The 23,782-nt window shown below is 39.8% G+C and carries 22 protein-coding genes; 20 read left to right on the forward strand and 2 right to left on the reverse strand.

Translation table 11 applies throughout. From position 1 onward, the window contains the following. Window positions 1–91 precede the first annotated feature (91 nt). From J2X69_RS01385 to J2X69_RS01470, 18 genes are all read left to right on the forward strand, one after another. Window positions 92–2,365, forward strand: a complete 2,274-nt coding sequence (locus tag J2X69_RS01385) for a cation:proton antiporter (RefSeq protein ID WP_310097268.1) — start codon at window positions 92–94, stop codon at window positions 2,363–2,365. Between the two features lie 128 nt (window positions 2,366–2,493). Next, on the forward strand, window positions 2,494–4,143 hold the full coding sequence (locus J2X69_RS01390; protein WP_310097271.1) for an FAD-dependent oxidoreductase: 1,650 nt from the start codon (window positions 2,494–2,496) through the stop codon (window positions 4,141–4,143). Window positions 4,144–4,145: 2 nt separating this feature from the next. Next, entirely contained in the window at window positions 4,146–4,427 is a 282-nt protein-coding gene (locus J2X69_RS01395) for a UBP-type zinc finger domain-containing protein (protein WP_310097274.1), read from the forward strand. A gap of 120 nt (window positions 4,428–4,547) precedes the next feature. Beyond that, window positions 4,548–5,114: a Crp/Fnr family transcriptional regulator gene (locus tag J2X69_RS01400; protein WP_310097278.1), complete on the forward strand. Its 567-nt coding sequence runs from the start codon at window positions 4,548–4,550 to the stop codon at window positions 5,112–5,114. A gap of 248 nt (window positions 5,115–5,362) precedes the next feature. Beyond that, the gene (locus J2X69_RS01405; RefSeq protein ID WP_310097281.1) at window positions 5,363–6,043 is read left to right on the forward strand and encodes a type 1 glutamine amidotransferase domain-containing protein; all 681 of its coding nucleotides are present in this window, start codon (window positions 5,363–5,365) and stop codon (window positions 6,041–6,043) included. 94 nt (window positions 6,044–6,137) lie between these two features. Beyond that, the gene (locus tag J2X69_RS01410) at window positions 6,138–6,440 is read left to right on the forward strand and encodes a putative quinol monooxygenase (RefSeq protein ID WP_310097285.1); all 303 of its coding nucleotides are present in this window, start codon (window positions 6,138–6,140) and stop codon (window positions 6,438–6,440) included. A 44-nt stretch (window positions 6,441–6,484) separates the two neighbouring features. Further along, on the forward strand, window positions 6,485–6,955 hold the full coding sequence (locus J2X69_RS01415; RefSeq protein WP_310097287.1) for a DNA starvation/stationary phase protection protein: 471 nt from the start codon (window positions 6,485–6,487) through the stop codon (window positions 6,953–6,955). Window positions 6,956–6,964: 9 nt separating this feature from the next. After that, on the forward strand, window positions 6,965–8,359 hold the full coding sequence (locus tag J2X69_RS01420; protein WP_310097290.1) for an aldehyde dehydrogenase family protein: 1,395 nt from the start codon (window positions 6,965–6,967) through the stop codon (window positions 8,357–8,359). A gap of 232 nt (window positions 8,360–8,591) precedes the next feature. Beyond that, on the forward strand, window positions 8,592–9,230 hold the full coding sequence (locus J2X69_RS01425; protein WP_310097293.1) for an NAD(P)H-binding protein: 639 nt from the start codon (window positions 8,592–8,594) through the stop codon (window positions 9,228–9,230). A 292-nt stretch (window positions 9,231–9,522) separates the two neighbouring features. After that, entirely contained in the window at window positions 9,523–9,840 is a 318-nt protein-coding gene (locus J2X69_RS01430) for a GNAT family N-acetyltransferase (protein ID WP_310097296.1), read from the forward strand. A gap of 410 nt (window positions 9,841–10,250) precedes the next feature. Further along, window positions 10,251–10,691, forward strand: coding sequence for an SRPBCC domain-containing protein (locus tag J2X69_RS01435; protein ID WP_310097298.1), 441 nt, complete (start codon window positions 10,251–10,253; stop codon window positions 10,689–10,691). 125 nt (window positions 10,692–10,816) lie between these two features. Further along, window positions 10,817–11,680, forward strand: coding sequence for an alpha/beta hydrolase (locus J2X69_RS01440; protein WP_310097301.1), 864 nt, complete (start codon window positions 10,817–10,819; stop codon window positions 11,678–11,680). A 68-nt stretch (window positions 11,681–11,748) separates the two neighbouring features. Next, on the forward strand, window positions 11,749–12,243 hold the full coding sequence (locus J2X69_RS01445; protein WP_310097305.1) for a hypothetical protein: 495 nt from the start codon (window positions 11,749–11,751) through the stop codon (window positions 12,241–12,243). A 46-nt stretch (window positions 12,244–12,289) separates the two neighbouring features. Beyond that, window positions 12,290–13,687 carry an alpha/beta fold hydrolase gene (locus J2X69_RS01450; protein ID WP_310097308.1) on the forward strand — a complete coding sequence of 466 codons (1,398 nt, stop codon included), beginning with the start codon at window positions 12,290–12,292 and terminating at the stop codon, window positions 13,685–13,687. Between the two features lie 367 nt (window positions 13,688–14,054). Continuing rightward, window positions 14,055–15,044, forward strand: a complete 990-nt coding sequence (locus J2X69_RS01455) for a zinc-dependent alcohol dehydrogenase family protein (protein WP_310097312.1) — start codon at window positions 14,055–14,057, stop codon at window positions 15,042–15,044. Between the two features lie 215 nt (window positions 15,045–15,259). After that, entirely contained in the window at window positions 15,260–16,930 is a 1,671-nt protein-coding gene (locus J2X69_RS01460; protein WP_310097316.1) for an acetolactate synthase large subunit, read from the forward strand. Next, complete coding sequence (locus J2X69_RS01465) at window positions 16,923–18,290, forward strand: NAD-dependent succinate-semialdehyde dehydrogenase (RefSeq protein WP_310097319.1); 1,368 nt, start codon at window positions 16,923–16,925, stop codon at window positions 18,288–18,290. Before J2X69_RS01460 ends, J2X69_RS01465 begins: the two co-directional genes overlap by 8 nt. 183 nt (window positions 18,291–18,473) lie before the next feature. Next, on the forward strand, window positions 18,474–19,430 hold the full coding sequence (locus J2X69_RS01470; protein ID WP_310097322.1) for an alpha/beta fold hydrolase: 957 nt from the start codon (window positions 18,474–18,476) through the stop codon (window positions 19,428–19,430). Window positions 19,431–19,611: 181 nt separating this feature from the next. On the opposite strand, the gene rpiA is transcribed toward J2X69_RS01470, so the two are convergent. Beyond that, window positions 19,612–20,316, reverse strand: coding sequence for a ribose-5-phosphate isomerase RpiA (rpiA, locus tag J2X69_RS01475; protein ID WP_310097326.1), 705 nt, complete (start codon window positions 20,314–20,316; stop codon window positions 19,612–19,614). A 101-nt stretch (window positions 20,317–20,417) separates the two neighbouring features. Continuing rightward, window positions 20,418–21,635 (reverse strand): serine hydrolase, encoded by a 1,218-nt coding sequence (locus tag J2X69_RS01480; RefSeq protein ID WP_310097328.1) that lies wholly within the window; start codon window positions 21,633–21,635, stop codon window positions 20,418–20,420. 271 nt (window positions 21,636–21,906) lie between these two features. On the opposite strand from J2X69_RS01480, the gene J2X69_RS01485 reads away from it, so the two are divergent. Together J2X69_RS01485 and J2X69_RS01490 are read left to right on the forward strand one after the other, a co-directional pair. Next, complete coding sequence (locus J2X69_RS01485) at window positions 21,907–22,761, forward strand: SDR family NAD(P)-dependent oxidoreductase (protein ID WP_310097332.1); 855 nt, start codon at window positions 21,907–21,909, stop codon at window positions 22,759–22,761. 62 nt (window positions 22,762–22,823) lie between these two features. Next, window positions 22,824–23,744, forward strand: a complete 921-nt coding sequence (locus tag J2X69_RS01490; protein ID WP_310097336.1) for a helix-turn-helix transcriptional regulator — start codon at window positions 22,824–22,826, stop codon at window positions 23,742–23,744. The last annotated feature ends 38 nt before the right edge of the window (window positions 23,745–23,782 follow it).

Genomic DNA, 23,782 nt, shown 5'->3' on the forward strand with positions numbered 1-23,782 from the left:
AAAAGATTTTTATTAGTTAATCATACTGAAAATTAATTTACTAAATAATATAAAATAAAAGATGGCTCATTTACCTGAACTAATACAAGATATGGCTCTAATCCTATTGGTAGGAGCATTGGTTACAATTCTTTTTAAACGAATTAAGCAACCCTTGGTATTGGGCTATATTATTGCCGGTTTTTTGGTTGGTCCACATTTCAGCTTTCTGCCCACAATTGTTGACCATGACAACATTGAGACTTTTGCACATATAGGTGTAATCATGTTGCTGTTTAGCTTAGGCTTAGAATTCAGTTTTAAAAAGCTAATGAAAGTAGGCGGTCCTGCATCGATTACTGCGTTTACCGAAATTATTTTTGTGGGCTTGGGTGGTTACCTTACGGGGTATTTATTAGGATGGAACCAGATGGACAGTCTTTTCCTGGCCGGTATGCTGGCAAGTTCCTCTACCACCATTATTTTGCGGGCTTTTGATGAATTGGGCTTAAAATCGAAGCAATTTGCCAAAGTGGTTTTTGGAGTGTTGGTGGTAGAAGATATTATTGTAATCCTTCTAATGGTATTGCTTTCTACAGTTGCTGTCGCACAAAATTTTCAAGGCTTGGAGATTATTTTTACGGTGTTCAAACTTGCGTTCTTTTTGGTGCTTTGGTTTTTAGTGGGAATTTATCTGCTTCCGGCATTTATAAGAAGGACAAAAAAATGGATGGATGATGAAACCGTACTCATTCTTTCGATAGGACTTTGTTTCGGTATGGTATTGTTGGCTACTCAGGTAGGTTTTTCTGCAGAATTAGGTGCGTTTGTAATGGGCTCTTTAATCGCAGAAACCGTTTTGGCAGAGAAAATCGAACACCTTACACAACCCATTAAACAATTGTTCGGAACTATCTTCTTTGTCTCCGTGGGTATGATGATCGATCCACAGGCAATGTACACTTACGCCGTTCCTATTTTCTTCATTACAATGCTGACATTAACGGGGAAATTTTTCTTCAGTGCATTAGGTGCCTTGATGTCCGGACAACCTTTAAAGCAAGCGGTACAAATTGGTTCCAGTATGGCCCAGATTGGTGAATTCGCTTTTATTGTGGCTGCGTTGGGATTGTCACTTGGCGTAATTTCGGAATTTTTGTTCCCTATTGCTGTGGGCGTATCGGCGGTTACAACGTTTACTACGCCTTATTTAATAAAATTTTCAGAACCTCTATATAATGGTATTTTAAAAATTCTTCCTGCAAAATGGATAGTGCGTTTAGATGCTTACACTTCCGAAACACAGAAAATTAAAAATGATCCGCTATGGAAAAAAATCCTGCGGGAATATTACAGGATCCTTGTTACAAACAGCATTATACTTATTGCCATTGTCTTGCTGTTCAAATACACATTTATTCCGTTTCTGAATACCCAATTAGCAAGTGTACTCTGGAGAAATGTGATTCTAATAAGCAGTGCAGCCTTACTGGCATCACCTTTCTTATGGGCAATACTAATCAAAAAAGTCAATTTAAAAGAAGAAGGTGCAACTGTCAATTCGTATTACCTGAATTATTCTTTGACGGGTATCTCACTCAATGCTATCCGATATCTTTTGGGGATATTTCTTATAGGTTTCTTTATTGATCAGATTACAACAACCAGATATGCCCTAATGACCGCTGTTCCGATAATTGTAGTATTGTTGTGGTTTTTCTCAGATAAAGTACAGAAAATTTACCAAAGGATTGAGCTGCAGTTTATTTCCAACCTTAACGAAAGGGAGCGGCTAGAATATGTTAAAAATACAGTTAGTAGAGAACTTCAACAGAAAAACGAAGAAGCAAAAAAGCAGTTACAGGAATGGAATGCATATGTAACAGAACTGGAAACTGACGACAAGATTTCCTTTGCAGGAATGACTTTACACGAACTTGATTGGAAAAAGAAGTATGGAATAAATATAGTATACATACGTAGAAGCGATAGAACCATTCATCTGCCTAATGGAGAGCAACGGATATTGCCTTTCGATAAAGTAGGTATTTTGGGAACAGAGGAACAGATTACCCAAATAAAATTTCTTTTTGACCAAACTAACCGGAAGGAGAATTACGAAGACGATATTGATATTAATGATATAGGTCTTCTTAAAGCACAAATAACTGACGCCAACTATTATTCAGGTAAGACAATAAAAGACTCCGGTATCCGGAAAGACCTACGTAGCCATGTGGTAGGTATAGAAAGAAATGGAAACCGTATTCTTAATCCCAGTTCAACGGAAATTTTATCGGCCAATGATATCATATGGCTGGTGGGCGATACACAAAAAATAAAAGCGTGTTTAAATAATCATCACGAAAAATTTGTGGAAGTATAACTAACATAGGTATGAATATATATAATTCAACCGTCCAACTCAAGAGAATTTCAAAAATATAATATGGATTCATATTTAGTTTTTGACAAGCAATAATTTAATAATAAATATTAAAATAATAACACACAATGACTGATCCTAGATTTCCGGTTTTGACACAAAAACAAATCAGCACCCTTAAGGAATTTGGTACTATACTAACCTTTGATAAGGAAACCGTGCTTTTTCAGGTGGGTGATAGTGACTATGATTTTTATGTCGTTTTGGAAGGAGAGATATATATGAGGGATCCACATGATGATAATCGTGTTTTGGCTACACATATGATCAATGAGTTTACCGGCGACAGCAGTATGTTGTCAAATAGAAGCATACCATTTAGTGCGTACGCATCCCAAGGAGCAAGCGTGTTGCGCATTGAGCCTGAGGTCCTGAAAGGAATTATTTCCAAACACAGCGGTATAAGCGATGTTCTTTTAAGTGCATTTCTTCTAAGGCAAGAGGTTATGCTAAAGGAGCTAAGTGGGGGAATAAAAGTGATTGGTTCCGAAAAATCCAAAGAAACCTATGGTCTCCGTGACTTTATGGATAAAAACCACATCTGGCACTCCTTTCTCAACATCGATGAATCAATTGAAGCCAAGGAATTGCTGGTAAGCTTTAATCTTAATTATGCGGATTTGCCAATTCTTATCAGTATGTCCGGTGAAATTTATAAAAATCCCACTATTGCTGAATTGGCGAGATTAACAGGGGTATTAATGGAGTTTGAGGATACGATCTATGATGTCTTGGTAGTAGGGGCAGGACCTTCCGGATTGGCGGCAAGTGTGTATGCCGCTTCAGAGGGATTAAGCGTAGTGACCATTGATGGCAATGCCCCCGGTGGACAAGCAGGGAAAAGCACAAAAATTGAAAACTATTTAGGCTTTCCAACGGGTATATCAGGACATGACCTTGCCAACAAGGCCTACCTCCAAGCGCAGAAATTTGGGTGTACGATTTCCATTCCACATAAAGCAGAAAAAGTAGAATACAATGGCGAGTACTTTACATTATGCGCGTCAAATGAAAAACATATCAAGGCAAAATCCCTCATTGCTGCCACTGGGGCAAACTACAGGCGTCTGCCTGTAGAAGGTATTGAACGATTCGAAGGCAGTGGTGTCTTTTATTCCGCTACCGGAATGAATGCCTCTGCCTGCAAAAATGAATTGGTCGGTGTGGTAGGAGGTGGAAATTCCGCAGGTCAGGCTGTATTGTTTTTGGCTGACCACGCTGCTGAGGTGCATGTGATTATCCGTGGGGATGATCTAGGGGATAAAATGAGTGATTACTTGGTCCAAAGAATTTATTCCTCGCCCAATATTATTGTGCATAAAAACAGCAATGTGGTCCAACTGAACGGAGCGCATCACTTACAGTATTTGGTACTGAATACCAATGGGAAAACTCAAATCATCGGAATAACCAACTTATTCACTTTCATAGGTGCAAAACCCTGTACAGAATGGTTGCATGGAATTGTATCTATGGATGGTAAGGGATTCATTCATACTGGAGTAGATGTCATGGAAGCGGCAATGACTACATGTTCCATCTTTGAACAAAGAAAACCACAATCCCTGGAGGGGAGCATACCGGGGTTTTTCGCTGTAGGTGATGTAAGGAAAGGTTCTGTAAAACGGGTTGCTTCCGCTGTCGGTGAAGGTTCCATGGCCATAAGTCAAGTTCATCAATACCTGGCTGAACTAAAAATGAGCAAGTTAGAACAATAGGGATGGAGGAAGCAGAAAGATATTGTGAGCATTTGAATGGCGGGAAATTCAGAACCACCAAAGTCAAGGTTTGTGAAGAATGTGTAAAGATTGGTGGGAAATGGATTCATCTGCGACTCTGCCAAACTTGTGGAACAGTACTATGTTGCAATTCATCCCAAAATCAGCACGCACAAAAGCATTTTGAAGCAACCGGCCACCCGGTAGTTACTTCAATCTTACCCAAACCATGGTCAAAATTTGCTTGGTGTTATAAAGATAAGCTCAAAAGACCTTTAAACTAACCCAATGTATTTATTCAATTTCAACCACATTAATCAGCGTATTATGAACCACATCAAATCATCAATAGCAGCGTAAATTTAATTGCCGGAACCGAAACTGCTAAATAATGATAATCTGCTATGGAAAAACTGAGGAAACATATCGAAGAAATTACGCCTATTAGCGATAAGGAGTTTGATGCTGTTAAGCCATTTTTTACGATAAGAAGGGTGTTAAAAAATCAATACTTGATTCAGCAAGGCGATGATGCCAAGTACGAATATTTGATTTTAACGGGTATTTTCAGGGTATTTTATCTTGATGACCAGGGAAAAGAGCATATCATACAGTTTGCAACAGAGAACTGGTGGATGTCGGATTATATTGCTTATTTCAATCAAAAGAAGGCCAATATGTATGTGCTATGCATGGAGCCGGGAGAGGTTTTATGCCTAACATTAGAGGGTAGGGAAAACCTTTCTATGCTTCTTCCAAAAATGGAGCATTTCTTTCGTATAAAACTGACCAATGGTTATATGGCCCTTCAACAGAGGATTATTTCTTTGCTTTCGAGTAATCCTCAGCAACGCTATGAAGAATTCGCTAACCAATATCCGAATCTTATGCTGAAAATACCTAAAAAATATATTGCTGAGTATTTAGGAGTAAGCCGGGAAACCCTTAGTCGCCTATACGCTAAAGATTAATGATAAGGATACGAGCTTTTAAAAATGTGACTTTACTCACACTTTTTTAGTGACTTGCCTCATCGTCCTGAGCAGGAAGCTTGCTATAAATTTGTATTATAAATAATTAGTAACCATTAAAATTTATAGCAATGAAAAGTATGATGATTCTAGGGCTAGCACTAGTCTTATTTTCTTTCAATTCAGAGAGTAAAAGAGAAGATAAGATGTTTAATGAAAAGATCTTAACCGGTAAAAACGAAACCAAAATGAAAAAGAAGATTTTAATTATCGTATCCAATGCAAACGTGATTGGTCCAAACAACAGAAGAACAGGAATTTTTCTTCCTGAAGTGGCACATCCCTATGCCGAATTTACCAAGGCTGATTACCGGATTGATTTTGCGAGTCTAACCGGAGACACCCCTTATTTGGACGCTCTAAACCTGGCAGATGATCCTGATAACCTTGAATTTTTAACGGGAAAAGGTTGGGAAGCCATGCAAAAAGCCAGCAAGCTATCGGAAGTAAACGTGGATAACTATGATGCCGTATTTGTACCCGGTGGTTTAGCTCCTATGGTTGATATGCCCGAAAATGAACTGCTTAAAAGTATCATTACCAAAACCTATGAACGTAATGCAGTAGTGGGTGCTGTATGTCACGGACCTGTAGCTTTGTTAAATGCAAAATTGAGTGACGGAACTTACTTGGTAAGTGGAAAGAACATTACTTCGTTTACCGATGAGGAAGAAAATGCTTACGCCATAGCCGATGTTCCATTTTTGCTTGAAACAGCCTTGACCGAACAGGGAGCAAGATTTCACGCCGGCGCTGCCTGGGCTGCCCACAGCATTGCCGATGGGAACCTGGTAACAGGACAAAATCCTGCCTCAGCGAAAGGAGTAGCTGAAAAAATGATAGGTATTTTAGAATCTTCTGACAAATAATGAACAGTTTATTGGTCTCCTTCCATACTTGAGGGAGGCCAATTTTACATAAAAGCATTTGTAATAGGAATAAAACTGAAACTAATTTAAAAAAATGGAAAATCAAGATCAGGTATACGTATTTGCTACATGGAAAGTTAAGCAAGGTGAAATAGACAAGGTTTTAGACTTGTTAAAGACGGTTAGGGAAGAAAGTATTAAGGAAGACGGCAACCTTTTCTATAAAGTACATCAAAGTAATTTAGACGCCAATACTTTAGTGCTTTATGAAGGCTATATAAACGAAGCTGCCATAGAGGAACATCGCAATTCATCACATTTTCAAGAATTGGTCCTAGGGAAAATTGTGCCTTTATTGGAAAATAGAGAGATTGTTTTAACGACTCTTATACAGTGATAGTGTTCTATGAAAACTATTAAATACATAATAATAAAGTAAAAATGGAGATAAATATAGGTATATCAGAGAGCAATAGGCAATCAGTAGCTAATGAATTGTCAAAAATTTTGGCTGATGAATTTGTGCTTTACACCAAAACGAAAAATGCTCATTGGAACGTAATAGGCTTAGATTTTTATGATAAGCATAAGTTTTTTGAAATACAATTTGAGCAATTAGATGATATTATTGATAGGGTAGCTGAGCGTATCAGGTCATTAGGTCATTATGCCCCCGCCTCTTTAAAGGAGTTTTTAAGTTTAAAGAGTTTATCAGAATCAACTAATAATGAAAGAGATGGCAGGAGTTTTATAAGTGAACTTTTATTTGACCATGAAAGAATTATTAAAGATTTAAGGGAAAATATAAATCTATTTGAAAATGATTTCAATGATTTGGGTACAAGTGATTTTATCACTGGATTAATGCAAGAACATGAAAAAATGGCTTGGTTTTTACGCTCGCACATTTAATAAACGGTTATGAAGAAATCTGTAAAAATTTTATCTCCATACGATCAAAGTATGATAAAAGAGTTGGATTTGATGCCTAAAAGTGAACTTGAAAAGGTTATAACTATTGCAAAAAACTTATTCGATGATCAATCACTGTGGATTCCTGCTTACAAAAGAATTGAAATATTAGAAAAAGCCGCTTCAATAATGAGTACCAGGATCGAGGAGTTAACTTTTTTGGCTCTAAGCGAGGGTGGTAAACCTTATAAAGATTCAAAGGCGGAAGTACTCAGAGCTATCAAAGGAGTTAAACTGGCCGCAGAACATATCTCACAAATAAAAGGGGAGCAGGTGCCTATGGAACTTACTGAGGCTTCTTTAAATAGGATTGCTTTTACAACAAAGGAACCTATTGGCATTGTGGCAGCTATAAGTGCGTTTAATCATCCACTAAATTTAGCGGTTCATCAGGTAGTCACTGCTATTGCGGCCGGTTGTCCCGTAATATTCAAACCGGCAATGGCAACACCCTTATCAAGTCTGGCTCTTGCGGATATTTTGGAAGAAGCGGGATTACCTTCTGGATGGTTGCAAATTGCACTTTGTGAGAATGATGTAGCAGAATCATTGGTAACAGATTCTCGAATTAATTTTTTCTCCTTTATAGGTTCTGCAAAGGTAGGCTGGTATCTAAAAAGTAAACTCTCGCCAGGTACCAGATGTGCCTTGGAGCATGGTGGAGCTGCACCGGTTATTGTTGAAAAAGATGCAGATTTTGATGAAATGATCCCAGATCTGGTAAAAGGTAGTTTTTACCATGCAGGCCAGGTTTGTGTATCTGTTCAGAGAATTTATGTGGATCAGGAACTTTCAGAATTATTTATTGAAAAGTTTCTAAAGGCCACAAATAGGTTAAAAGTCGGAAATCCATCGGAAAGTGATACAGATGTAGGTCCGTTAATTACTCCCAAGGAAGTTGATCGGTTAGAGGAATGGGTGTCTGAAGCAATCGCAGATGGCGCTAAATTACTTTCAGGGGGAGAAAGAATTTCTGAAACTCTTTATCAGCCTACAGTGCTGCTTAATCCTTCGGAAAGTTCTAAGGTTTCCAATAAGGAAATTTTTGGCCCGGTGGTATGTATTTATCCATTTACAGACCGTGATGAGGCTATCAAAAAGGCCAATGCACTGGATGTTCACTTTCAGGCGGCTGTCTTCACAAAGAATATTGATGTCGCTTTAGACACGGTAAAAAAATTAAATGCCACTGCTGTAATGGTTAATGACCATACCGCTTTCAGGGTAGACTGGATGCCATTTGGCGGTAGGGATTTATCCGGTATTGGGATGGGGGGTATATCCTATTCCATAGATGAAATGATGCGGGAAAAACTCACAGTATTTAAAAGCAAATATTTGTAATGAAGGGAATCTGTTGACCGAAATGGGTCTATTAAGGATACTCGATTTTCTTTATTATCATAGATCAATTTTTAAAAAATAATAGTATGAAATCGAGCATGTCGAAGGCGACACACAACTTGTCCCGAACTTGCTTCGGGAGAGGGATGATTATTCGTCGTGCGAGATTCTCCCGATCCGCCGCGGCGGACGGGACAGGCTATCTGACCATTAAAAATCAAAATATAAACAGATGAAAATTTTAATTATAGGAGCAAGCGGACGTGTGGGTAAACTATTAACCCAAAATCTTTTGAACAAAGGCCATAAGGTAATCGGCACTTCAAGAGCAAAGGATGAATTGTTTGAACACATAAATTATGCTCAAATTCAATTGGATATTTCACAAGAGTTGGATGTTATTACTGAAAATTTCCCGGAGGCAATAGACACTGTTTACTTTGTGTCCGGTTCAAGAGGAAAAAATTTGCTTCAAATAGATTTGCATGGTGCGGTAAAAACCATGCAGGCTGCCGAAAATAAAGGGATTGAACGGTATATTATGTTAAGTGCCATTTTTTCCTTGTCGCCTCACAAATGGAAATCAGAGGGACTTGAAAGTCTCACAGACTATTATTTGGCTAAACATTACGCAGATTTGTTTTTAATCAACCAGACGAAGTTGAACTATACTATTTTACAGCCAGGCGCATTAATAGAAACAAAAGGCTCTGGGGCGATTGAATTGAATGTAGAACATCACGGAGAAAATTCAATAGAAAATGTTGCAGAAACACTATCAGAAATATTAGAAAGTGCTTCAACCTTCAAAAAGGTTATAAGTATGCAGGATGGTAATATGCCCATTGTCAAAGCAATAGATAATTTATAATTAACCGTATTCAACCATCAAATATGGTAATTGATACAAATTTCTTATATAAGAGAAATTTATGAATAAATAGAATTTTAAATCATCTAAAAAACCACTTAAGTAACTGTGTTTGAGTTGTTTGTGATTTAGGCACAATATTGGTAATTACTCTATTGAATATAAACTTAACATAAGATTTCCTATTCCATAGGAATCAGTTGAAATCGGGCATGACCCAAGAGTCACACACTGGAATGATTATAATGCATGCGAGATTCCATCTGTCCTTTAAAAATCAAATTATAAACAGATGAAATCAATATTTGTAGAAATTCCCTTAATAAAAAACGAAAGTAAAAGACGCTTCGAAATAGAAATAGATGGGAAATATGCATTCACCAATTACGGTGAATTTGGGAGTCAGATAGCTCTTGTGCATACCGAAACTGAACCTGAACTAGAAGGGACCGGAGCGGCAAGTGCTTTAGTTGAAAAGACCTTGCATTATCTAGAAAATCATAATCTAAAGTTATTGCCTTTCTGTCCTTTTGTATTCGCATATATCAAAAGATTCCCCGAATGGAAACGCATTGTAAGTAAAAAATTTAAAGGATACGATAAGCTTTAATCCAATAACATTCTAAAAAATGAAATCATACGACAATTTAATTGAGGCATTAAGCGATCTAAAGAAAGAAGGTTATGTGGAAGACTTTAACCTAAAACAAAATTGCATAGAATGCAGAGATGGGCAATATAAAATATTTCATAACGAATTTAATATAGATCATTTTTATAGGTTTGAAGATGATGACTCGAGTCCGGAAAATTCAGCAATATTATATGTAATTACTTCGGATAAGTATAGCCTAAAGGGTACTTTAATTAATTCGTTTAGTATCTATTCCAATGAGGTGACAAATGAAATGTTGAATAAACTTAAATTCACCATATAATTTAAAACTAGTATCTATTAAATTAATCGTAAAATATAATCATATAAAAAAAAACATTGAGTTCAAAACTTAACTAGTTACAATGGAAATCAAGACACAAATCATGATCAATTCCACACCTGATAAAGTTTGGACAGTGTTGACAGACTTTGAAAACCACACCAGTTGGAACCCTTTTATTAAAAGTATAACAGGAGAACCGAAGGTTGGCAGTCAAATCAGAGTAAGCATTAGCTCGCCGGAAGGTAAGAGGATGACATTCAAGCCAACCGTATTGACATTTAAACATAACAAAGAATTTCGTTGGATGGGGAAGTTGTTGTTCAAAGGTGTTTTTGACGGCGAACATAAGTTTGAACTCATAGATAACGGAAACGGTACAACTAACTTTATTCATAGCGAAACATTCAAAGGGATTCTAGTAGGTTTATTCCGGAAAAAACTTGAAAACAGTACTAGAAAAGGTTTTGAATTGATGAATGAAAGCTTAAAGAAATTGGTAGAAAACAATATGGAACAATAGAAATGAAGCTCGGATCGCCTATGAGGAATTTAAATATATTTTGTCTTTTGTTATTGATGTTCGTTTCGGGATGTCAAGAGAATTCAACTATAGCAAATAAAGTGATAATTAAAAAAGAAAATAAAATGCAACAAATAAAATATAAAACATTAGATGTAAATGGGGTAAACATCGCATATCGTGAAACAGGAAATGCCGAAAAGCCGGCGATCGTATTACTGCACGGTTACCCTTCCTCTTCCCATCAATACAGGAAAGTGTTGAATCAACTTTCGGATGAATTTTATCTAATAGCACCCGATTACCCGGGATTTGGGAGCAGTGATTTCCCATCTCCCGAAGAGTACGAATACACATTTGACAATATTGCGGTTACGATGAACTCATTTTTAGAACTAAAAGGTATTAGTTCATATGCGATAATGATGCAGGATTATGGTGCCCCTATCGGATTTAGGATCGCATCAGCAAATCCAAAAAGGGTAACTGCAATAATAACACAAAATGGAAATGCTTACGAGGAAGGCATCGGGGAGGCGTGGAAAGGGATAAAGGACTTTTGGGCTAACAGAAACGAAAGTACTGAAAAGGCTTTATTGCCCGCTTTTACGTTGGAGGGTCTAAAATGGCAGTATACCCACGGAACGCGAGATCCCGAAAATGTAAATCCTGATACTTGGCATTTGGATTACCTAAGAATGAGCCGTCCTAATGCGCATAAGGTGAATTTAGATTTATGGTACGACTACCAAAGCAATTTAAAACAATATCCAAAATGGCAACAATACCTAAGGGATAATCAGCCGCCCTTGTTGGTTGTTTGGGGTAAAAACGATGAATATTTTCCTGAAAGCGGTGCAGAAGCATTTAAAAAAGATGTTAAGAATATTGACTATAATATTTACGATACAGGGCATTTTGCTCTGGAAGAAGATGGGGATGAAATCATAAATAAAATCAGGGCTTTTATGGGAAGTCTAGCGCATTAATGCGTATGTGTCGGTTTTTAATTTCAATACTATCTACTAATAAAATTATAATACTAATATATTTATTTATGAAGTTTAACCTGTTAATCTTCTTCTTTATTGGGTTCCATTTCAATTCATTGGCTCAATCCACGAAGGATTTTCATCCCATAGAAGTAAAGAAAGGAGTGTTTAGTACTAAATATTTCTATAATGGCCAAAGTTTTGAGAGTCCTTATGGATTGCAAATTCCTATTATGCAGGTGAATGATTCAGAGGTTACAAGGGATTATAATAAGTTTAAGAATTCAATGAAAACGGCTAAGGTCATTGGCTTAATTTCCTCCGGCTTATCATTGTATGCTTTATTTAGACCTGATAAACGAAATAGTGATGCCTATTGGACTGCGTTGGGTACTGCGGGCTTAGTTGCAGCCTTTTTTAACATTCGATCTGGTATACTCTTAGATAGATCCGTGAAGCGGTATAATAAAATAGTTTCAGGAACTGAATTGGGGTTTCAATACGATAGAACTTATTATGGAAATGGGATTTTAGGTGTTGGAATATCACATAAGTTCTAGGTGAATTAAGAAAGGATAGATGTCTCAATTATGGAAAGAAGAAATTATGTATAAACTTGTAATAGCGTTGTTGATTTTATTGTCAACTCAATCACTTAAAGCCCAAGAAATAACAGGCAAATGGAGTGGGAAGCTTACTGTTCATGGAACTCACTTGACTGTTTCTTTCAACATTTCTGAAGACGAAAATGGCTATAGAACTACTATGGACAGCCCTGATCAAGGAGTAAAAGATGTACCCGCTACAACAACGTTCAAGGAATCGCTTATTGTTTTTGAGGTTCCAATGGCAGGTATTTCATATGAAGGAGTTTACAAGGGGGATAGTTTAATCGTTGGTACATTCAAGCAAAACAATCAGGACTTCCCGCTAGATCTTACAAAACAGTTAACTGAAGAAAAAGTAACCCCACGACCTCAAGAGCCTGAAAAACCTTATCCGTACATTTCAGAAAATGTAACCTTTGAAAACCGCCAAGCGAAAATTACCCTTGCAGGAACCCTTACATTTCCTCACGATAAAGGCAAATTCCCTGTGGTTGTTTTAATTTCAGGAAGTGGCCCACAAAATAGGGATGAGGAACTCATGGGGCACAAGCCCTTTCTGGTATTATCCGATTATTTGACTAGGAATGGAATCGCTGTCTTACGGTTTGACGATAGGGGGTTCGGGGAATCCACGGGAGATTTCAGCTCAGCCACCACTGCTGATTTTTCCACTGATGTAGTAAGTGCAATTGCCTATTTAAAGTCCAGAAAAGAAATCGATACAACTAATATTGGTATCGTAGGTCATAGTGAAGGAGGTTTGATAGCGCCGATGGTTGCCGCTGAAACAGCCGATGTTGGTTTTATCGTTTTAATGGCGGGATCTGGAATCCGGGGAGATAAATTGCTGTTGTTGCAAGAAGAATTGATAGAAAAAGCGTTGGGGACTTCTGAAAAAGAGATTAAGAATCTTCTCCGGACAAACTCCTCAATTTTTGATGTTATCGTGAATTCCGATAACGATGTAACTATAAAGTCACAACTCAAGGATATGTTGGATGAATCTCTCAAAGGAGATTCTGCGGTCAAGGTTCCGCAGGGAATGACCAAAGATGAATTTATTTCTGCACAGATAAATCTATTTACATCTCCTTGGGTGAAGTACTTTCTGAGATACGACCCATCCAAAACCCTTGAAAAGGTGAAATGTCCGGTATTGGCAATCAATGGCGAAAAAGATCTTCAGGTTCCTCCGAAGGAAAATCTATCTGCGATTAAAGATGCTTTGAAGAAAGGAGGTAATGATAGGATTACTGTTAAAGAGTATAAGGATTTGAACCATCTTTTTCAAGAATCTGACACAGGCTCCCCACTTGAATATTCTGTCATTGAACAAACAATAGCCCCTGTAGTGCTCCAAGAGATAACAGATTGGATTATTGACCAAATAAAATAGTAACCTTTAATCCCCATTTATGATTATACCTGATAAAAGAAGGTCGAACAAACGTAGTATTATATCCATGTTTTGATGAATGCTTTATAATACTAATATAATAACTTATTAGTTTATAGAAATAATAATTATTTTTATTACATGATGAGGTGTGTTTTTGTGAAAATAATTGTCTAAGGTTGAACTTGTGTTTTATTGTATAGGTTATATTTAGTTATAATTCAATGTGATAGATGTTCTTGAATTTATGGTAACCTTATTTAAATAATTATCGTTCTAAGATGTTAGAAATTGAAATTTCTCAAAGCGATACTATTTCAGCCTTTTAATTAATAATTTGGATGTTAATAAACTTAAATATGTTATAATGAAAGCAGCAATATTAAATGAATTTGGGTCTTTTGATAGTTTTAAAATTACAGAAGTACCTACACCAAAACCAAAGTTTCAAGAAGTTTTAGTAAAGGTTCTTGCCTCTTCCGTGAATCCTTTGGATTTTCAAGTCCGTCGTGGAGATTATAAAAATGAATTGACCTTGCCCGTGATTACAGGGCACGATATCTCGGGTGTAATTGTGGAAATTGGCCCCGGGGTTGAAAATTTTGAAGTCGGTGATGAGGTGTATTATTCACCCGAAATTTTTAAGGGACATGGAAGCTATGCACAATATCACTGTGCCCACGAATCTATCATCGGTCTAAAACCTAAAAATATAAGCCACTTGGAAGCTGCAACGCTTCCATTAGCTGCCGGTACTGCATGGGAAATGCTTGTTTCAAGGGCACAACTTAAAATCAACCAGACTATACTGATTCATGGAGGTGCAGGTGGAGTGGGAATACCGACTATTCAAATAGCTAAAGCTATGGGCGCAACTGTATTTACTACAGCGAGAAAAGTTCACCACCCGTTTCTTCTTGAGTTGGGGGCTGATTATGTCATTGACTATAAAAATGAAGACTACATTCAGGTGATTAACCAATTAACTGACAATAAAGGAGTAGATGTAATCATCGATACTATCGGTGGTAACACGCTTTCTGACAGTGGAAAAATACTTAGTCAGTTAGGACAGGTAGTTACTATAGTTGATATAGATAAGCCACAAAATCTTATTGAAGCTTGGGGGAAAAATGCAACTTATCATTTTGTTTTTACCAGACAGAGTAGAAATAAACTGGATGAACTTACTAAACTCGTAGAAAGCAAAAAACTAAAACCTATTCTGACCAAAACTTTTCCGTTATCAGATATTGGTAAAGCGCATAGCCTTTTGGAGATAAAATCCGATGATGATAATTTCTATGGTAAAATTGCAATAGAAATCGAGCATGACTCAAGTCACACAGAGGGATGATTATCTGTGAAGCGGGATTCTCCCGAATGGATCGGGACAGGCTATCTCGTTTCCTTCGTCACGGGACAAGTTATGGCCTTTAAGAAAAAATTGTAATCATATGAAATCGAGCATGTCGAAAACGACACACAACTTGTCCCGAACTTGCTTCGGGAGAGGTATGATTATTCACCGAGCGAGATTCCATGTGGCCAATAGAAAACAATTATAAACACATGAAAGCATCAGATTTATTTATCAAAGCACTGGAAAATGAGGGTGTTGAATATATATTCGGTCTACCGGGGGAAGAAAACCTCGATTTCCTCGAATCCCTCAGGAAATCGGAAAAAATAGAGTTGATCCTTACCCGGCACGAACAGGGTGCGGGATTTATGGCTGCGACTTATGGCAGATTAACAGGCAAACCGGGAGTTTGCCTCTCTACCCTGGGACCGGGTGCTACCAATCTGGTGACCCCTGCAGCTTATGCTCAATTAGGCGCTATGCCACTTGTTATTATTACGGGGCAGAAGCCGATCAAAAAGAGTAAACAGGGGAGATTTCAGATCATCGATGTGGTCAAAATGATGCATCCGCTTACCAAGTACACCAAGCAGGTCACCCATAGTTCACATATCCCTTCTATGGTCAGGGAAGCATTTCGGCTAGCACAGGACGAAAGGCCGGGAGCGGTCCATATAGAACTGCCTGAGGACATTGCCGCGGAAGATGTAGAAAATCCGAGGATGTTTGAGGTGGTGGATTTTAAAATTCCCAATGCAGGGAAAGATGCTATTCAACAGGCCGCAGACCTGATCAAAGAGGCTGGCAGACCTCTCTTACTCATCGGTGCCGGAGCCAATAGAAAAAGAGCCAGCATGGCATTGACAGCCTTTGTTGATTCTTTAGGAATACCTTTTTTCAACACACAAATGGGAAAGGGGATCATAGACGAACGTCATTCCTTATACTTGGGAACAGCGGCATTGTCCGATTATGACTTTTTGCATGAAGCCATTAAAGGATCGGATCTGATTATCAATGTAGGACACGATACCATTGAAAAACCGCCTTTTTTCATGCATATGGAGGACAAACGTAAGGTGATTCATCTCAATTTCTTTCCTGCTGGGATAGACGAAGTTTACTTTCCCCAATTAAATGTTATCGGAGATATAGCAAACAGTGTTTTGGAATTGACCGATTCTTTGAAGCCCCGTGCCAATAGCTGGAATACCGATTTTTTTCTGAATATAAAAAGCAGCGTATCGACCCGCCTGGCAAAATACGGGAACGACAATCGTTTTCCGGTTTTACCCCAGCGTGTGGTTAAGATTGTGAGAGATATTCTCCCCGATGACGGTATCGTGACTTTAGATAATGGAATGTACAAAATATGGTTTGCACGAAATTATCCGGCCTATGTGCAAAACAGCTTGCTACTTGATAACGCCTTGGCAACTATGGGAGCAGGGCTCCCTTCGGCTATTATGGCAAAAAAAATGAATCCGGAGAAAAAAGTTATATCCATAAACGGAGACGGAGGGTTTATGATGAATTCCCAGGAATTGGAAACTGCCATACGTATGCAACTTGACCTGATAGTCATTATCCTAAATGACCATGCTTACGGCATGATACAATGGAAGCAGCAGGACCTCGGATTTGAGAAGTATGGGTTGGATTATGGAAATCCGGACTTTGTCAAATATGCCGAAAGTTTCGGGGCACAGGGATATCGGCCGACTTCTGTAGAAGAATTCCAAAGGGTGTTGGGACAGGCTTTGAGTTCCAAAGGGGTACAGCTTATCGATTTAGCCGTCGATTACTCTCTAAACCATGAAATTTTAAATGTATTGATTAAGAAATATTCCAGTGAACCTAAAAAACAACATCATGAGTAATGCAATAACGATTAACCCTGCAAACGGGAAAACTGTAGCCGAATACGAAAGGATAGCTATTTCAAAAGCTCAGGAAAAGATAGCTTTCGCTAGGGAAGCGTATGCCTCCTGGAAGGAAACAAGCTTTGCGGAACGCTCGCAGCTGATGCATGCGCTTGCCGACCTGTTTGATGCTAATAAGGAAGAATACGCCCGGCTGGCTACGACAGAAATGGGTAAAACTATTGTTCAGGCCAGAAAGGAAATAGAAAAATGTGCCTGGGTATGCCGCTTCTATGCGGATAATTCGGAAAGTTTACTTGGAAAGGAGATAGTGGATACTGAAGCGACCCAGAGTTATGTTACATTCCAGCCAATGGGTGTTATTCTGGCTGTAATGCCGTGGAATTTTCCGTTTTACCAAGTGATCCGTTTCGCCGCACCTGCACTAATGGCAGGAAATACCGGGGTACTGAAACATGCATCCAATGTGCAGGGAAGTGCATTTGCCTTGGAAGATGCTTTTATCAAAGCGGGATTTCCGGCAGGCGTATTTACCAATCTGAATATAAATGCAGGCAATGTAAAAGATGTCATAGAAGATAAGAATATCGTAGCAGTAACCCTTACAGGAAGTGACCCCGCAGGACGTTCCGTTGCCTCGGTTGCCGGAGCCAACTTGAAAAAAACTGTATTGGAATTGGGGGGAAGCGATGCCTACGTTGTTTTGGATGATGCGGATCTGGAAGAAGCGACCGATCTGGCTACGTTCGGAAGATTGCAGAATAATGGGCAAACCTGTATAGCAGCCAAGCGTTTTGTGGTGCTCGATGCCATTTACGATAAGTTTCTGGAACTCTTCACCAAAAAGATGAGTGAGGCAAAAATGGGTGATCCTATGGACGAATCTACCTATTATGGTCCTATGGCAAGGTTGGATTTGCGGGATGAAATACACGAACAAGTCACAAAAACCATAGCGCAAGGTGGCCGCCTTATACTTGGAGGGGAAATCCCGGAAGGAACGGGAGCTTACTATCCGGCCACCATCCTGGTCGATGTACATCCGGGTATGGAAGCTTTTGACAATGAACTTTTTGGTCCGGTAGCCTCTGTGATCCGTGCCAAAGATGAAAATGAAGCCATTGCACTGGCCAATAATTCTCAATTTGGTTTGGGGTCGGGAGTGATCACTTCAAATAGAGAACGTGGAGAAAAAGTAGCATTACAACTTGAAGCCGGAAGCTGCTTTGTAAATAAATTGGTGACTTCAGATCCCAGATTACCCTTTGGAGGAATTAAGAATAGTGGGTATGGAAGGGAACTTGCCGGTTATGGAATCCGCGAATTTGTCAACATTAAATCCATTTGGGTGGATTAAACAATTTAGCCGGCAAAGCTCCTTAATCGGGCCAATGTCAATCTTTGGAAAAAAACAGTAAAACATAAAAAATGAAAAAAAAGAAGCTTTTGAAATGCCCATGGTTCCATATCTACGGGATCACACAGGAGAATGATTGTTACGGGCATTCCATATGGCCGCTAAAAAACAAATTATAATCATATGAAATTTCTGTTTAGTATAATAATTGTCATCGTAGGTACGGCATTCATTTTAGTATATTACCCAACTGACTCTCAAGCACAGCATGTCGGTATTTCCGAAGACAGGGCCGCCGCCATGAGGAATGAATTCAAAGATCCACACCATTTAATACAGACTACTGATGGAGAAACATTGTTTTTGCGCCGATGGAATCCAGACGGTGTGCTTTCAGACAAAAGGGAAGTCGCAGTACTGATTCTTCATGGTATTACAGCACATAGTGGTGCGTATGACATGGCAGGAAAACCATTTTCCGAAAGTGGTTATACTACGTTTGGATTGGACTACAGAGGACACGGCTTGTCGGGTGGTAATCGGGGGGATGCGCCGGGATTGGACAGGTGGGTTGCTGATATGGCTGAGACGGTTGTATATATAAAAGAGTTGGAGTTTTCTGAAGTGGTTGTGCTGGGGCACAGCCTAGGGGTTGCGGCTGCCTTTTCTGTGGCAAATGCTGTTCCGAATGATATTGAAGGGTTAGTTATGTTGTCCGGCGCATATGAGGGCAGGGAAGGGGTATCAAAGCCACCTTCACTTTTTAAGAAAGCAAAATTTTTGGCAAGCGCTATCTTCCGTCCGGCTCATCAATCTATTAATTATTACAGAGAAGGTATGACAGTCACCCAAGACAGTCTGTTTACGATGCGATATACCCCTAGATTTATGATGATGCTTGATGTGAAAACACTCAGACTGCCGGAGGATATGAATATCCCTGTTTTGGTTGGTATTGGTGATGAGGACGAATTATTTACGGTAGAAAAAGTTAAAGAATTGTATGACTTGATCCCTGGCAATAAAAAGGAGTTTTTGGTCATGGAGAATACTACACATTCAGTAATCCCCCGTGAAAGCTGGATGCAGGTAGTGGATTGGCTGGATCGCGCCTATGCCAATCCGGATATAATAAAATGACTGAGACTAGCTTGAAAATCCCGATTTTGGGATTTTCGGATGCATGGATAAAGACCTATTATAATCAATAAGCTTACACTTGCTGAAAAGCCGCTCGCATCAAAAATGGGTTAATCATTCAAAATGATAGCTTTTGAACTATTACCGGCGTTTTTCAGCATGCCCTAATTAAGAAGTGGTATCATGGAAGGATAGTATATGTAACGTCACCTTCTCCAACTAGAATTATGTCAGCCAACCCTATGAATAGGCCGTGGCAAACAATTCCGACAACTTCATTTAGAGATTTCGAGAGGGAGTGAGGATCTTTTATGTGACCAAAGTCTGCATCCAAAATCCAATTTCCCTGATCAGTTGCGAAGGTTTTGCCTTCTTTCATACGGATACTACAAATTCCCCCCAACTGCTTGATTTGACTCATCACATAATTGGATGCAAACGGAATTACTTCTATAGGCAATTTGAACGCCAGTCCCAGCTGTTTCACCTGTTTACCGGAATCTGCGATGATAATCAGCTTTCTCGTCATGGAAGCGACGATTTTCTCCCTAAACAGCGCCCCGCCTCCGCCTTTGATCAGTACAAAATCCTCATTAAACTCATCCGTACCATCGATCGTCACATCGATGTAATCCACACTATTACTGTCTATAATGGGGATATTGAAGGATTCGGCTAAAGCTTGGCTTTTCTTCGAAGTTGGGATTGCTTTTAGCTGCAAACCATTCTGAATAAGCTTTCCTATTTCACGAATGGCATAATACACTGTGGAGCCTGTACCAAGCCCAACCACCTGCTGATCTTGGATGTAAGAGACAGCGGCTATTGCTGCCAATTCCTTCTCTTGTTCTATAGGGGAGGAAGCTTTCTTCTCAATATTCGACATAAATATTTCTAGTTCTAATGTGGCTGGTTGTTTATATGCTTTTAATTTCAGTGTTAAGTGCGGCAGAAACAGGTTCAATTCCTTATTGTTTTAATCTCTGATCAATTTGGTAAACTTTCCAATACCAGCCTCACCAATTCATTTTTGTCTCCGCCCGGAATCCATCTTGCGACTATTACCAACTCATTTTCTTGATCTACATAGATCATATTTGTTCCTGCACCGATGTGGGAAAAAGCGGTGGTCGGAGCCGCAGGAATGTCCTTTTTGTCGTAGTTAAGGAAGTAGTTCATGTAGCCGTAGCCTTGATTGGCCGGGGTAGGGGTTTTGGACTTATCTATCCAAGATTTTTGGATTACTTGCATGCCGTCCCAGTTGCCGTCATTCATCGTCAGGTAACCAAATCTAGCCTGATCATAAGCAGAAAGCATCATTCCGCCTCCCCAATGTGAGCCCCCGCTGACGGACTGCATGATCTGACCGTCTATGATGACAAATGAGTTTTCATAGCCGGTCCATCTCCAGCTGTCACTGGCCCCGATGGGGTCCATGATTTTCTCTTTTAGCACTGCAGGAAGTGGCTTTCTCCAGATATTCATCAGGGCCAAGGCAAGCACATTTACTCTGGTGTCATTGTATTCGTAGACTGAACCCGCAGGATTTTGGGGTCTTGCCCGTTTCTCTTTTGTTCCCTCGCGGGGACGATCTGCCCAGTCCGGTTTGCCCCAAAGTACCCCTTCCCAGTCAGAAGTTTGCCGCAGGAGATGATCCCAGGTGATGGTTCGGTTGTGTTCAGTATTGAAAAGCTCGAAGGTATCATCCTGCCCAAAATGATCTGCTTTATTTATGCTGAGTTTACCGGGATCGTAGGGGTAAATGGGAGCCATATATGGGTAGACTATATCATTTTCTGAGCTGATCAATCCTGCTTCTACGGCCAGTCCGACAGTGGTGGATAGAAAACTTTTTGCCACTGAGAAAGTCAGGTCAACACGTTTAGGTTCGCCCCATTGGCCGACAATATATCCCTTGTAGATAATTAGTCCGGTAGCAGGGCCGCGCGTTTTCATAGGCCCTACCGGATACCCAAAAGGTTCACGTCCGAAACCTCCTTCATAGTGCGCAATTTTCAGGTTGGGATCTTCCTGACTTTCATGCGTGGTGGCAAAGTCAATAGCTTGCTTGATTTTTACAGCATCCAGTCCCATGGATTCAGGACTTTTGCTTTCCCAACTGTTCTTTTTGGGGAAATAGGTTTGGGCAAGAAGAGAAGGGGCAAACGTGAAAATTAGAACGGCAAGTAAAAGTTGTCTTTTCATGTGTTTATAATTGTCTTTTCAATGGTCATAACCTGTCCCGTGACGAAGGAAACGGGATAGCCTGTCCCGATCCATTCGGGAGAATCTCGCATAGTTTATAATCATTCCCCCGTGTGTCGCTCTCGACATGCTTGATTTCATAGGTTGATTTTAGTGAAAATATTTGGTTGTTGTGCCTTCTTCCTCGATTTGGTTACAATTCCCCCTTTTTCGGTTACAAACTCCTGTCTTCCTATTCAGACCTTTGCAGGGTACGTTAAACATGAAAATAATGACAGCACAAAATGAAAGGAAACCTAAAGTGTGGTTTATTACCGGTACTTCGAGGGGATTTGGTCGGGTATGGACTGAAGCCGCGCTAAAACGTGGCGATCAGGTGGCAGCCACGGCACGGAATGTGGAAAGCATCGCAGATTTTAAGGAGCGCTATGGCGATAATGTATTGCTTTTACCTCTGGATGTGACCAAATCTGAGCAGGTGAAGTCTGCTCTGGTGCAGGCATTTGATTATTTCGGCAGGTTGGATATTGTCTTTAACAATGCAGGATACTCTCTGGTCGGTACCATAGAAGAATCCGATTCAGACGACGTCCGCGCACTCTACGAAACCAATATTTTTGGGCCACTGGCTATAATTAAAGCTGCTTTGCCACTGTTGAGGAAGCAGGGTTATGGACATATCCTTGGGACCTCGAGCAATCTGGGGCACATCACTTTGCCTGTGATAGGTTATTACTGCTCATCCAAGTGGGCTTTTGAATCCATATACGAAAGTCTGGCCAACGAAATAGCTCAATTCAATATCAAAGTCACCATCGTGGAGCCCGGTGCATATGCCACTGAATTTGGTAGTCAGCAATCTTTGAAGTTTGCCGAAGGAATGGAAATCTATGCCGGTTTTAAAGAGAAGTTTTTTGGAAATCTCAGCAGTATGGAGCGGGGTGATCCGGAAGCTACTCCGGAAGCCCTCTTTGCGGTGGTTGACTCTGAGAATCCTCCGCTGCGGTTTAACCTGGGCAGTCATAATCTGCAGGGGATTAAAGCTGCATACGCAGAACGGCTGAAAATTTGGGAAGAGTGGGATGAAGTATCCAGCTCTGCACAGGGAATGACTATTAAACACTAAATTTGAGCGGGATGGCATGTGTTTACTCAGTGAACAGGCCATCCCTGACTTATCTTCCGATTATGAAAAAAGAACCCACCCACCTCAAGTTTGATTCCATCTCCGATGCGCATAGCGCATTTGGCCTGCCTGAGCCAAAACATCCGCTGATCAGTTTGATTACAGGAGGGACGGGAGGGAATATGATGACACCCGGAGGAACACATGTGTTGAATTTTTACAAGATCTCATTCAATCCCATGCTAAGTTCAAGGGTACGATATGGACAAGGCTATTATGATTTCAATGAGGGAGGAATGCTTTTCGCCTCACCGAACCAGATTATTGGCAGTGATGAAAATTCGACTGACCTGCCCGGGTGCTCGTTGAAGGCATTAATAATTCACCCGGATTTTCTGCTTGGTTATCCACTGGCCCAGGACATCAAAAACTACGGCTTCTTTTCCTATTCTACCCGTGAGGCATTGCTGCTTTCACAAGAGGAAAAAGATACCATCGCTTCTCTTTTCAACATGATTGAGACTGAGCTTAACAGCCGTATCGATGATTTTAGTCAGGATGTGGTGATCTCCCAGATAGCACTCCTGCTTAATTTTTCAAACCGCTTTTACAAACGGCAGTTCATCACCCGAAAGGCGGTAAATCATGATATTCTTCAGCAGGTGGAAACCTATCTCGATGATTACCTGAACCGGGAGAAAGCACTGCAGCATGGCATTCCCAGTGTACAGTCATTGGCCCGACAGGTCAATCTGTCCCCCAACTACCTGAGTGACCTGCTTCGCTCACTTTCCGGTAGGAATACCCAGCAACTCATCCAGGATAAACTCGTAGAAAAAGCCAAGGATTTGTTGTCCACTACCAACCTGTCTGTGGGCGAGATTGCCTATCAATTGGGCTTTGATTACCCACAATCTTTCAGCAGATTATTCAAGACCAAGACAGAAGTATCTCCCCTAGAATTCAGAAGGTTGTTTAATTGAGGCAAGAACTTTTCCGCACCGGTGATAGGCACGTTTAA

The sequence above is a fragment of the Algoriphagus sp. 4150 genome (genome assembly GCF_031457395.1).
In the GTDB taxonomy this organism is placed as follows: domain Bacteria; phylum Bacteroidota; class Bacteroidia; order Cytophagales; family Cyclobacteriaceae; genus Algoriphagus.